The 12960-nt window shown below is 39.0% G+C and carries 12 protein-coding genes; 4 read left to right on the top strand and 8 right to left on the bottom strand.

The annotated features are described in order from the left end of the window. Nucleotides 1–606 precede the first annotated feature (606 nt). The 7 genes from H4O18_RS03145 to trhO all read right to left on the bottom strand — a co-directional run bounded on the left by H4O18_RS03145 (nt 607) and on the right by trhO (nt 7786). Complete coding sequence (locus H4O18_RS03145; protein ID WP_187581632.1) at nt 607–1260, bottom strand: CoA transferase subunit B; 654 nt, start codon at nt 1258–1260, stop codon at nt 607–609. A gap of 21 nt (nt 1261–1281) precedes the next feature. Then, a complete protein-coding gene (locus tag H4O18_RS03140; RefSeq protein ID WP_187581631.1) occupies nt 1282–1647 on the bottom strand; it encodes a four helix bundle protein in 366 nt (121 codons plus the stop codon). A gap of 33 nt (nt 1648–1680) precedes the next feature. After that, nucleotides 1681–2382, bottom strand: coding sequence for a CoA transferase subunit A (locus H4O18_RS03135; RefSeq protein WP_187581630.1), 702 nt, complete (start codon nt 2380–2382; stop codon nt 1681–1683). A 119-nt stretch (nt 2383–2501) separates the two neighbouring features. Beyond that, nucleotides 2502–4844 carry a penicillin-binding protein 1A gene (locus H4O18_RS03130; RefSeq protein WP_187581629.1) on the bottom strand — a complete coding sequence of 781 codons (2343 nt, stop codon included), beginning with the start codon at nt 4842–4844 and terminating at the stop codon, nt 2502–2504. A gap of 7 nt (nt 4845–4851) precedes the next feature. Next, nucleotides 4852–5334, bottom strand: coding sequence for a gliding motility lipoprotein GldH (locus H4O18_RS03125; protein ID WP_187581628.1), 483 nt, complete (start codon nt 5332–5334; stop codon nt 4852–4854). Next, complete coding sequence (locus H4O18_RS03120) at nt 5327–6496, bottom strand: PSP1 domain-containing protein (protein ID WP_187581627.1); 1170 nt, start codon at nt 6494–6496, stop codon at nt 5327–5329. Before H4O18_RS03120 ends, H4O18_RS03125 begins: the two co-directional genes overlap by 8 nt. Before the next feature lie 258 nt (nt 6497–6754). Next, nucleotides 6755–7786 carry an oxygen-dependent tRNA uridine(34) hydroxylase TrhO gene (trhO, locus tag H4O18_RS03115; protein WP_187581626.1) on the bottom strand — a complete coding sequence of 344 codons (1032 nt, stop codon included), beginning with the start codon at nt 7784–7786 and terminating at the stop codon, nt 6755–6757. A gap of 567 nt (nt 7787–8353) precedes the next feature. On the opposite strand from trhO, the gene recA reads away from it, so the two are divergent. From recA to H4O18_RS03095, 4 genes are all read left to right on the top strand, one after another. Further along, nucleotides 8354–9361 carry a recombinase RecA gene (recA, locus tag H4O18_RS03110; RefSeq protein WP_187581625.1) on the top strand — a complete coding sequence of 336 codons (1008 nt, stop codon included), beginning with the start codon at nt 8354–8356 and terminating at the stop codon, nt 9359–9361. A 187-nt stretch (nt 9362–9548) separates the two neighbouring features. Then, nucleotides 9549–10022, top strand: coding sequence for a hypothetical protein (locus H4O18_RS03105; RefSeq protein WP_187581624.1), 474 nt, complete (start codon nt 9549–9551; stop codon nt 10020–10022). A 20-nt stretch (nt 10023–10042) separates the two neighbouring features. Beyond that, nucleotides 10043–10585, top strand: coding sequence for an RNA polymerase sigma factor (locus H4O18_RS03100; protein WP_187581623.1), 543 nt, complete (start codon nt 10043–10045; stop codon nt 10583–10585). Nucleotides 10586–10623: 38 nt separating this feature from the next. Further along, nucleotides 10624–12123 carry a hypothetical protein gene (locus tag H4O18_RS03095; protein ID WP_187581622.1) on the top strand — a complete coding sequence of 500 codons (1500 nt, stop codon included), beginning with the start codon at nt 10624–10626 and terminating at the stop codon, nt 12121–12123. Between the two features lie 44 nt (nt 12124–12167). Here the strand turns inward: H4O18_RS03095 and H4O18_RS03090 are convergent, their stop codons facing one another. Next, on the bottom strand, nt 12168–12917 hold the full coding sequence (locus tag H4O18_RS03090; RefSeq protein ID WP_187581621.1) for a lysophospholipid acyltransferase family protein: 750 nt from the start codon (nt 12915–12917) through the stop codon (nt 12168–12170). Nucleotides 12918–12960 lie beyond the last annotated feature (43 nt).

Here is a 12960-nt window from a genome sequence, read left to right as displayed (position 1 = left end):
ACAACAGAAGACCACATTTGAGCCTTAATTATAAAACACCTAATTTTATACATAACAAAAAACCTGTGAAGTTAACTTCACAGGTCTAATATATATTCTTTAAAAACCGTCAACCTATTTTAGGACGTCTCAAAAGCTTCTATAAAAGTCTTTCTGCTTAGATTAGCCAAAACCTCCAGATCGGTAATGGAGCAAGGCTCCAAATATAGTTTCATATCTAAGTTTTTGTTTCCTAAAAGTACAATTTTCAACTCGGGTGTACACCAAAAAAAAAGGGAGCAATACTTGGTAGTATTGCTCCCTTTAAAAATTTTGACTTATGCCTACAGCATAAATAATTTTTTCGTCAACCGTACAATGCCTCTGAAAAAGTCATTGCGATAAACTTGAATTTCTTCCTGCGCAGGGGCGTGGCTCATTTGGGCTTCCATAGTAAAAGAGGTTTAAAGGTTTAGTAGTTGTTAAATTTGGGGTTTAACTTCTGTTATTAATTGCAATATAATTCAGATTAACGCAGTATTTAAAAAATTGTTGTGAAATACGCCCTAATTGTTGTATGCGCATAAAAATAGTTATTTACATCGATATATGACCACTTCCAAAATGTTAAATTTCCATTTCGGGAATATCCCCCTCAACAATTAAATTGCCTTCTGTGGCCTTAATAATTTCTTCCACACTTACACCCGGGGCCCTTTCCAACAATTGAAATCCTTTTGGGGTTACATCCAGAACAGCAAGGTTCGTCACAATCTTTTTTACACATCCAACACCGGTCAATGGTAAGGAGCATTTCTTCAACAACTTGGACTCCCCTTGCCTATTGGTGTGCATCATAGCTACAATGATGTTCTCCGCTGAAGCCACAAGATCCATGGCCCCTCCCATACCTTTCACCATTTTTCCAGGGATTTTCCAGTTGGCAATATCGCCATTTTCAGAGACCTCCATTGCCCCCAAAATGGTAAGGTCTACATGTTGGCCCCGAATCATCCCAAAGCTCGTTACAGAGTCGAAAAACGAGGCTCCCGGCAGTGTTGTAATGGTTTGCTTACCTGCGTTGATGATATCGGCATCCTCTTCCCCCTCAAAAGGAAAAGGTCCCATTCCCAGCACCCCATTTTCACTCTGAAATTCCACGCTTATATCGTCCCTTACAAAATTGGCCACCAAAGTAGGTATCCCGATTCCCAGGTTAACGTAATATCCGTCCTTCACTTCCTTTGCAATGCGTTTTGCTATTCCGTTTTTATCCAACATTATTGTTGATTTGATAATTAGTTAATTTGATAATTTGGCACGTTTACTTGTACCTATAATTTTCGAGATAATTCGAATAAGAGATTTTAACTCTGAAAAAACTGCTTCTTGCGGGTTTGGATAATAGCTTGAAGCTTGGCAAAGTTCAATCCAGTATAAAGTTTCATCAGCCTCTTTAGCGGTAATTTTAAATTTATGTACAAAATCGGCAGAACTTTCTCCATTTTGAGCCACCCAAGTATTTGCTCCTATAGATGCTCCACTTTTAAACAATTGAGATGCCATTTCATACTTATTCAAAGCTCTCAATTCTTCACAATATTCAATAATTTGCAAGGAGAAATCGAAAGTTTTCTTTACTATTAAATTTTCCTTATCATTCCTCATATTATCAAATTTTCAAATCAGATAACTTTCAAATCATTTTACTTTCCGTACTGTTAACTGTTCAATTCTCTTCTCGTAACTTTTTCCTTGGAAAATACGCTGTATAAAAATTCCTGGAACGTGAATTTGGTTGGGGTCCAACTGTCCTGCAGGTACCAGTTCCTCCACCTCAGCCACCGTAATCTTGGCAGCGCCACACATGGCCGGATTAAAGTTTCGGGCAGTTCCCTTAAATATTAGATTCCCGGCCTCATCGCCCTTCCAAGCCTTGACAAAGGAAAAATCGGCCTTAAAAGCCTCTTCCAGTACATACATTTTTCCATTAAACTCCCTGGTCTCCTTTCCTTCAGCCACTTCGGTGCCATAACCGGCAGGCGTATAGAACGCCGGAAAACCAGCCTGGGCGGCCCTACATTTCTCCGCTAAAGTTCCTTGAGGTGTTAATTCCACCTCCAACTCCCCGCTTAACATTTGTCGCTCAAACTCATCATTTTCACCTACATAGGAAGAGATCATTTTATTAATCTGGCGTTTGTGCAACAATAAGCCAAGGCCAAAATCGTCTACCCCGGCATTATTGGAAATACAGGTTAAATCCTTAACGCCCATCTTCACCAAATGCGTAATTGCATTCTCCGGAATACCGCATAATCCAAATCCTCCCAGCATAAAAGTCATACCGTCCTTTACCCCTTGTAATGCCTCCTCAACGTTGGCAACTGTTTTACGTATCATATAAAATCGACTTAGTTAAACCTAATCCTTGATATCTCTAAAATACGGGTTTTTAACGAAAAATGCCCTTAACTTTTAAATAAAAGCAAGGGCATTTATGACTATAATATTTTAATGTTCTAAAAATCCAAATCGTCTTCTATATCTATTTTATTATCCTCCTCCATTGATGCCTTGGAACAATCCACGTTTATGGATAAATTCTCAGGCTTTTCAAATTCTCCATCGGAAACGCCCAATTCCTTGTTGGCATAGTTCTTTTTCATATACAATCCCCAAATGGGCAAAGCCATGGAAGCTCCCTGACCGTAGGTAATGGTCTTAAAATGAACCGCTTTGTCATCTCCACCTACCCACACTCCGGTTACCAAATTGGGTACCATCCCCATAAACCAACCATCACTTTGATTCTGGGTAGTACCTGTTTTACCGGCAATTGGGTTTTTAAATTCATAAGGATAACCCGTTATAATTTCTTCGTATTCCTTACGCCATTTGTCATAACCCGTAGTCCTTAATCTAGTTCCCGATCCGCCTTGGGTTACCCCGGACATAAGATTGACCATGGCGTAGGACACATCCTTGCTAAGAACATCTTTTGTCTCCGGCACATACTCGTAAAGTACCGTACCATTTTTGTCCTCGATCCTGGTTACCATAACGGGTTTAACATATACCCCTTGGTTGACAAAGGTACCATAGGCGCCCACCATCTCATAAACATTAAGATCTGCAGTTCCCAAGGCAATGGAAGGTACCTCTGGGATTTCTCCTGTAATTCCCAAATTTTTGGCTATGGACACCACCGCTTTGGGACCTACCTTGTCTATCAATTGGGCGGTAACGGTATTCACTGAATTTGCCAATGCATTTTTAAGGGTCAGCATTTCCCCCGAATATTTACCATCGGAATTCTTTGGGCACCAGGAATCTGGATTTCCGTGTTTATTGGCCTCAATACAATATTGATTGTCCGGTAGCATATCACAGGGCGAAAGTCGCAATTGATCTATGGCTGCAGCGTACACAAAAGGCTTAAAAGTGGACCCAACCTGCCTAGCTCCCTGAATAACATTATCATACTGAAAATGCTTGTAGTCTATACCCCCAACCCATGCCTTAACATGCCCTGATTGGGGTTCCATGGACATCATAGCGGTCTTAAGAAAGGATTTATAATATCTAATGGAATCCATCGGGGTCAATACCGTATCCTTTTCCTTAGTCTCACTATTCCAATCAAAAACCGTCATCTCCACTGGCTCGTTAAAGGAAGCCCTTATTTCCTTTTCATTTTTCCCTTGATCCTTTAGGTTGTGCCACCTATGAGAGGATTTTATCGCCCTCTCCATAATCCCATCTATTTCTCCGGGAACCTGTTCAATAAAGGGAGCAGTTTTATTACGGTCAGGGGTGTTTTGATGAAAAAACTCGGCTTGTAATCTTTTCATATGTTCCGCTACCGCATCCTCCGCATTTTTTTGCATGCGGGAATCTATGGTGGTGTAAATACGTAACCCGTCCAAATAAATATTCCATTTATCACTTTCCCCTTTCATGGCCGGCTTGGGATTATCCTTAATCCATCTGTTCATAAACCCTTGAAGGTACATCCTAAAATAGGTAGCCAAGCCTTCTCTGTGCGATTCAGGACTAAAATTGATATCCATTTTTAAGGCCTGTAGCGAATCCTTTTGTTTTTCGGTAATAAAATCGTACTTCGCCATCTGGGACAAGACCGTATTTCTACGATTTAAAACCAATTCTTCCCGCCTGATGGGATTGTAATATGAAGAATTTTTAAGCATACCCACCAAAACTGCAGATTCTTCTATTTTCAGATTTTTGGGCTCTTTTCCGAAATAAATACGGGAAGCCGACCTAATGCCATCCGCATTATAATTAAAATCGTAGATGTTAAGGTACATCTTAACGATTTCCTCCTTCGTATAGCTACGTTCCAATCTTATGGCAAGCACCCACTCTTTTATTTTTTGGGTAATAGTTTCAAAAATGTTTTTGGAACGCACCCCAACAAACAATTGTCTTGCCAATTGTTGGGATATGGTACTGGCTCCTCCCTTTTTGCCCAAATAGACAAAAGCCCTTAAAGTACCTCGGGCATCTATCCCCGAATGCTCGTAATACCGTGCATCTTCGGTAGCTACCAAAGCCTGCACCAAAGTTTTGGGAAGGTCTTCAAAAGCAACATCAGTTCTATTATCGTCGAGATAAAACTTACCAAGGGTTTCACCGTCCGAAGAAATAATTTCACTAGCCAAATTGGTCTGCGGATTCTCCAAACGCTCATATTCCGGCATGGCTCCGAAGGCTCCCCAAGAAGCCAAAAGGAAGATCAAAACTACGGATAGGGCACCTATAAAAAAGAGTAGCCAAAACCACTTAATGAATTTAAAAAAATTGTTGTTGCTTTTTTTCTTCTTCTTGGTAGCTGTTGCCATAAGACTACTAATTACTTTTTTCGATTAGATATCCCACATCGGTGATACCTTCCAATTCGACAATTCCATCTACTTGGCCATTTTTACGCATGGCATGGGAAATTTCTAATTTATATACGCCTGAAGTCGGGAAAACGACGTTTTCCTTATACCATAATTTGTTTTCCTTTAAACTGCCATAACCTGTTCCCAACCATTCTCCGTCCCGTTTGGACATTTCATATTCCAGAGTATCGCGTAGCATATCTCCGTTTGGAAACTGTAATTCTGCAATTAAAAAGAGGTTACTATATGGGTATGTTCCATCATTCCTAACGTTGATGAACATATTGTACTCTTGAATGGTATCCAATTCCTTAAAGGAAAACGCTACTACACTATCCTTATTCCAGATTCCGTTCTGTGTTGGACTGAATTCCGATTTTATGGTTTGACCATCGCAAGAAACCATAAAAACCACTAACAAAAATGCACCTAAACTCTTAAGCATTATTGGCAGGTCTTTTTTTATAATTTGTTCTCTTTTTTTTCTTGTTGTTCCTATTGGACCTTCTCTTCTTAGGCGTATCAAAACGGGTTAAACTATCCTGCCCCACCACATTCTCAAAAACCTTTTCAACCTCCTGCACGTTTTCTACCGCATATTCCTCCAAACTGGCCACTTTCTCCCTCTTCTTGTTCTTTTCCAAGACCTCAATTACCTGGTCTTTAGATAAGATATGCCAATTAGCTGGTTCGTCCTTATACGAAAACCACAGAGTAGCTTTAAAAATATCTACTTTCTGGCAAAAAGCCATTCCTTTTTCAGTGAAAAGCTTGGTGTCCTGACCTGGAAAATCCTTTAAGGCATCCAAATAAACATCCAATTCATAATTGAGACAACACTTAAGTTTTCCACATTGGCCTGCAAGTTTTTGTGGATTAAGGGAAAGTTGCTGATAACGGGCCGCCGAGGTACTTACAGACCTAAAATCTGTTAACCAAGTTGAGCAGCACAATTCCCTACCGCAAGAACCAATTCCTCCCAAACGTTGGGCTTCTTGCCGGTAGCCAATCTGTCTCATTTCTATTCGGATTCCAAAAGCTTTGGCCATGTCCTTGATCAACTGACGGAAATCTACACGTTCTTCTGCGGTGTAATAAAAAGTAGCCTTGGAACCATCACCTTGAAATTCCACATCGGAGATTTTCATCTGCAATTTGAGAACAATGGCTATTTCTCTGGCCCTCTTTTTAATTTCCTCTTCCCTATCCCTACATTTCTGCCAAATGTCGATGTCCTTTTGGGACGCCTTTCGATAAAGTTTGGGCAGTTCCGGATTATTGTAATCCTCCTTTTTCTTTTTCATTTGTACCCTTACCAATTCACCGGTAAGTGTAACCATACCCACATCATGGCCGGAAGTAGCCTGTGTAGCTACTATGTCACCAATAGAAAGTGAAAGATTTTCGGAATTTCTGAAGAATTCTTTTCTGCTATTTTTAAAACGGACTTCCACACAATCAAATGGTTTTTCCCCATTTGGTAGTGACATATTGGAAAGCCAATCAAATACCGTCAATTTATTACAGCCATCAGTGCCACAAGTACCATTGTTCTTGCATCCTTTTGGCTGTCCGTCCTTACCGGTTGAACAACTGCTACAACCCATATTTCGTATCTTGGTTTAGTAAAAATGTAACACTTTTACTAAAAAAGGTTCATAAAATTATTAAACGTAAAGATAGTGTTTTTTTAATGCGATGAAAAGAAAGAGTTCCGTTGTCAGCGTTAAGCTTTACTTAAACCGCAAAAAAACCATCCACAGCATAGGATATAATTCTTAATCCTTGTCCAAATTACATTAAAAAATTAGCTTCCCTTTTATTGTTAAAACAAAACCTTTAAGACTTAAACCTCAACAAAAGACCTACTTCTTGTACTTTAAAACTTCCGATCTGCCCTTTTTAAAAATCTTGTTGCTCACCACTTTCCCCTTTCTGAGCCTTTTTTGCTCCTCATAAGGCAATTCATGTATATCCTTACATTCAACGGAACAGCATTGGTTCATGGCCTCGGCACAAGCATCGCACTGTATAAAAAGTAGATGACAGGCCTCATTGGCACAATTTACGTGATTGTCGCACGGGTTTCCACATTGATGGCAGTGGGCAATGACATCATCGGTAATCCGTTCCCCCCTTCGGTGATCAAAAACAAAATTCTTCCCTAGAAACTTATTTTCCAGATTAAGGTTATTAACCTGACGGGTGTATTCTATAATACCGCCTTCCAGCTGATATACATTTTTAAAGCCCTTGTGTTTATAATAGGCACTGGCCTTTTCGCACCTAATGCCACCAGTACAGTACATGACCAATTTTTTATCCTCTTTATGGTCTGCAAGATCTTTTTCTATAATATCCAATGAATCCCTAAAGGTATCCACATCAGGGGTAATGGCATTTTTAAAATGGCCTATTTCACTTTCGTAATGATTCCGCATGTCCACCAAAATGGTGTCGGAATCTTCAATAAGTTCATTAAACTTTTTAGCATCTACATGAATTCCCTTATTGGTAACATCAAAGGAGGCGTCATTTAATCCGTCCGCCACGATTTTTTCACGAACCTTCACCTTTAGTTTTAAAAATGATTTGTTGTCCTGTTCTATGGCGATATTCAATCTAACATTTTCCAAAAAGGTGATGCTATCCAAATGGGCCTTAAACGACTTGAAATTTACGGCAGGAACGGACAGTTGGGCATTAATACCTTCATGGGCCACATAAATACGGCCTAGAACATCCAGTTCGTTCCAATGAATAAATAAATGATTTCGAAAAATTGACGGATTGCCAATACGTGCATATTGATAGAAAGAAATGGTAAGGCGTTCCAATCCCGCCTCCTCTATAAGGGCTTCTCTTTCCTTTGCACTTAAGGTATTGTACAGTTGCATGCTATACTAATATTTTAAGTTAAAGAATTATTTTACGACTACAAAAATAGGATTTAAAGGTCGGGATTAAAAGGATTAACATCTGTTTTTTGATTTCCTGGAAGGCAAGCTCGTTACTGAAAACTAAAAGAAAATACTTTGAGGGTGGGATTTATTTATGGCCAATAAAAAGCAAAAAAGGATCCTGAAGTTATCAAGACCCTTTTTAAGGTCAATATTGTTTTTTCTTTTTCATAGAATTACAATAAAATATTGACCCACAACCCTTATTGTTTTACCAGAACAATAAGCAACCTAATTTGAGTTAGTTATTTTTTAGATGCGCTAAGTAAAAAAAGGTTGCGTCCAAAGCAATTAATAATTTACCCCTATTGGAAAAAAGTAACGAAAACGGGCGAAACCTATTCGGTTAAGACCTTTAAATAAAGCGATATAGAAGAATTTAGTGCTATTCAAAATTTTTATTTCAAAATTTTTATTTCCCCAATTTCTTCTTATAAAATCCGTACGATAGGTGGTATTATGCAAAAAGAATTGGTATTTTAGCGTCCCTAATATGATATGAAAATGAGTTCCGAAAAAGAAGCAAAATTAAAAGCACTTAAACTTACCCTAGATAAATTGGATAAAACTTATGGCAAGGGTGCCGTAATGAAAATGGGCGACAGCATAGTACAGGACGTAGAAGTGATTTCCTCCGGTTCCTTAGGATTGGATGTAGCACTCGGTGTAGGAGGCTATCCACGTGGAAGGGTAATCGAGATTTACGGGCCTGAATCCTCAGGTAAAACTACACTTACGCTACACGCCATGGCAGAAGCGCAAAAAAATGGGGGTATTGCAGCTTTTATTGACGCGGAACATGCATTTGACCGTTTTTATGCACAAAAACTTGGGGTAGATATAGATAACTTGATCATTTCCCAACCCGATAACGGTGAACAAGCTTTGGAGATAGCAGATAACCTTATACGTTCTGGCGCTATTGATATCGTTGTTATCGACTCCGTTGCCGCATTGACTCCGAAAAGTGAAATCGAAGGTGAAATGGGTGACTCCAAAATGGGACTTCACGCTCGTTTAATGTCACAAGCCCTTAGAAAGCTTACAGGTTCTATTAGCAAAACAAATTGTACCGTAATCTTTATTAACCAATTAAGGGAGAAAATTGGAGTAATGTTCGGTAATCCGGAAACAACTACAGGTGGTAACGCCCTAAAATTTTACGCTTCAGTTCGTTTGGATATAAGAAGATCTACCCAAATTAAGGATACCGATGGTGGCGTACAAGGTAACAAAACACGTGTTAAGGTAGTAAAGAACAAGGTTGCACCGCCATTCAGGACCGCTGAATTCGATATAATGTACGGTGAAGGGATTTCCAAAGTAGGGGAAATAATCGATTTGGGAGTTGAATTTGAAATTATCAAAAAAAGTGGATCATGGTTCAGCTACGGTGACACCAAGCTTGGCCAGGGTAGGGATGCTGTTAAAAGTTTACTACTGGACAACCCCGAACTACTCGAAGAACTGGAAGGCAAAATTAAAGAAGCCATCAAAACAGTAAAAGCATAAACTTAAAAATCCCGATTCGATCGGGATTTTTTCTTTCTACACGCAACCTTTATTTCCTGTTTACATCTTATAGCAAAAACTAATTGCTATGAAATCGACTTGCCTTTAAATATTCCAGAATATCTCGAATTTTTTTTTCAAGGCAGGGGTTTCCAAAAACATTTAAAAAAAACTAAATATTAAGAACATGAAACGAGTATTCTTTTTGCTGCTTGTTGCCTCTTTTGCACTAATAACATCTTGCGACATAGATGATGATGTCAACTATCATTTTGAAGCCCTACAGGTAAAATCTGTAGAAATGCCAGAAGCATTTGATTACGGTCAGATCTATAAAATAAAAGTTACTTACTTTAGACCGAATAATTGTACCTTTTTCGAAGGTTTTGACGTAGTAAAAGAGGATGTAACTACCAGAAAAGTAGTTACTATTGGTACTGTAATCGAAGATGAGGACGAATGTACCGGGACTGGTGAGGACTTAGTTGCTACCTTTAACTTTGAGGTTTTGTACGACCAACCTTATTTATTTAGATATTGGACAGGTGAAGATGCAAGCGGAGAGCCAACTTATCTAGAAATTACAGTGCCGGTCAATGAAGACAGTTCGGCCATAGTTTTGCCGGCCAATGAAAACGGTTCGGCCATAATAAAGAATTAGTTATTAACCCAATCCATATTTTGAGTAATCCGGTAGAGCTCATTAATAATTGCAAAAAGGGGGATAGACAAGCACAAGAACAGTTATACCGTGATTATTCCCGGATACTGTTCGGTATTTGTCTCAAATACTCACGCAATAAAACGGAGGCGGAAGATAATCTACATGATAGTTTTATGACTATCTATAGTAAAATTGAACAGTTTAAAAATCAAGGCTCTTTTGAAGGCTGGATAAAGCGCATCACTGTAAATACAGTACTTCAAAAATATAGAAAAGAGGAGAACTTAACAGTGGTTTCCGATAATATAGAGGAGGAAGCGCCAGAGGATTCCGGGTATATAAATCTAGATCTGGCCACCTTGTTAAGTTATATACAGGAGCTACCAAACAAATACCGCTTAACCTTCAATCTATATGTGATGGATGGTTATAGCCATAAAGAGATAAGTGAATTATTAGGAACGTCCTTGGGGACCTCCAAATCCAATCTTGCGAGGGCAAGAATGATTTTAAAAGAAAAAATTGAGGCAAATAAGGCAAAGATCATTATGGAAGGTTAAACTTTCCCTATTATGATTTCTGCTGAACAATTGAAAACATGAGTGAAAATAATTTAGACAAATTATTTCAAGAGAACTTGGCCAACTACCAAGAAATTCCGGACGAAAGAGTCTGGAATTCCATAGCCGCTTCCTTGGATAAAAAGAAACGATCACAAAAGCTTATCCCCCTATGGTGGAAAGTTGGAGGTGTGGCAGCTATACTTGCCATCCTCTTTTTTGCAATCAATCCTTTTTCTACTTCCAAATTGGCAGAACCAATCATAACGGATGTAGAAAACAACTCTCCTAATTCAAAGGATAGCAACGCACTGAAAGAATCAACGCCAGAAGCATCCAGCATCACTGTTATTGATGAGGAATCCACTGAGGAAAATTCAATTAAAGCGACCAAACAAAGGCAACAGGAAAAAATCACTAATCCTTTAGGCAGTCAGGAAAGTATTGTTGCCACAGGCAAAACAAAAAACAATAACCCAGCAAAAAGCCAAAGGACCGTATCTGCAACCGACGCTGTAGCCAATAACACTGCCAAAAACAACATGGGTAATATTGGTTTTGATAAAAAGACAGGAAGCGACATTCCCAATACCAATGAAAAAGAGGCGTTGAATGATCCATTGGGCCAAAAAAATCTTCCCAATATTGTTGAGGAAAAATTGGCGCATCAAGAAGTTAATAACACAAACAAAAAAGAAGGGAATAACCCAGAGATCACTCCTGAGACTGTTCCAGCTAATAAAAAATCCATTTTGGAGGCTATTGAAGAAAATGAGGTTGTTGATGTGGACAATACCCGTAAAGGAAAATGGTCCGCTGGGCCCAGTGTAGCTCCTGTATACTTTAACGGTATGGGTGAGGGGTCCCCAATCAACTCTATCTTGGCCTCCAATACCAAGACTGGAAATGTTACGCTAAGCTATGGTATTACTGTAGCCTATGAGATTTCCAAAAAACTTAGTGTTCGTTCCGGTGTCCATAAGGTAGATTATGGCTATGATACCAATGACGTTTCCTTTACATCGTCATTCAACGCTTCTTCAGGGAATCAACTAAGGAATATTAACTATTCCAATGACTCCCAATCCATTATTTTGAATAATCCAAACAGCGAAAATGTAATTCCCAAACCGGGGTCCGTATTCGCTTTGGATGTTACCGGTAAAAACCCTACCCGTTTAGGAACCATGGGGCAACAATTTGGTTATTTGGAAGTACCTTTAGAATTAAATTACGCTCTCCTTGACCGTAAATTTGGGGTTAATATAATAGGAGGGGTTAGTTCCCTTTTCCTAACGGATAATTCCGTAGTGTTGGAATCCAATGGACAGACAACTGATGTTGGGGAGGCCAACAATATCAATTCCGTCAATTTCAGTACCAACTTTGGCCTTGGGCTTAACTATAAATTCACCCCGAAGCTTAAATTTAATGTGGAGCCTGTTTTTAAATATCAATTGAATACCTTTTCAAACACTTCAGGAAATTTTAATCCTTATTCATTGGGAGTTTACAGTGGGTTTAGTTTAAAGTTCTAATCCTAAAGGTGGGTTTGCACCCTGGAAAATCTCTTACCGGGTAGTTATTGTCCATCGCCTGAATCTTGGAGCTCCTTCAGAATTACGTTCCTAACCTTTTCCCGAAGCATTCCTTTGTCCGCCTCGTTTAAGTGAGCCGTAGCAAAAAATTTATGCACCTTAACCCTTAACCTTCCGGGACCTCCACTATAAAATGTAAAGGAAAACCGTTTTTTATTATCATAGAAGGTCATGGGCACAACAGGGATATTATGGGCTATGGCCATTTTAAAAGCCCCGTCCTTAAACTCATCCAAAAGTATATTTTCATCAGGCACCCCTCCTTCAGGGAAAATGCAGATACTTAGTCCCTGATGCAACCTTTTCTGTGCTCTTCTATAAACTGCGGTCCTACTTTTGGAGCTTTCCCTATCCACCATTATGCACACCCGTTTATAGAAAAACCCAAATATCGGAATATTCACTAATTCCTTTTTGCCGATAAAAACGAATGGATTTTTGCTTACTCTCAGCATCAACATAATATCCAACATACTGGTATGGTTGGCTACCAACATATAACTCTCCCCTTTTTTGAGTCTTTCTTCCCGCCTTATAACGGGGAAACAGCCCATCCCGAAAAGAATAAAGTTGGCCCATATATTACGAGCCATCCAAAAAAACTGCGGATAAGTTTTCTCGGAAATGGTAAAAATGACTAGAAAGGGAAACATTAACAGGATCGGGAATATCGCCAAAATATAGAACCAAATTCTGTATAATATATGGCCTATTTTCTTTGAGATCGATAGCATGAGATCAAAAGTAATAATTTTAGTCCTTTTTTAGGATTTCTTT

This window comes from Arenibacter arenosicollis (assembly GCF_014397245.1).
GTDB lineage: Bacteria > Bacteroidota > Bacteroidia > Flavobacteriales > Flavobacteriaceae > Arenibacter > Arenibacter arenosicollis.
The sequence above is the reverse complement of the archived record's forward strand: the minus strand, read 5'-3'. Positions and strand labels throughout refer to the sequence as shown.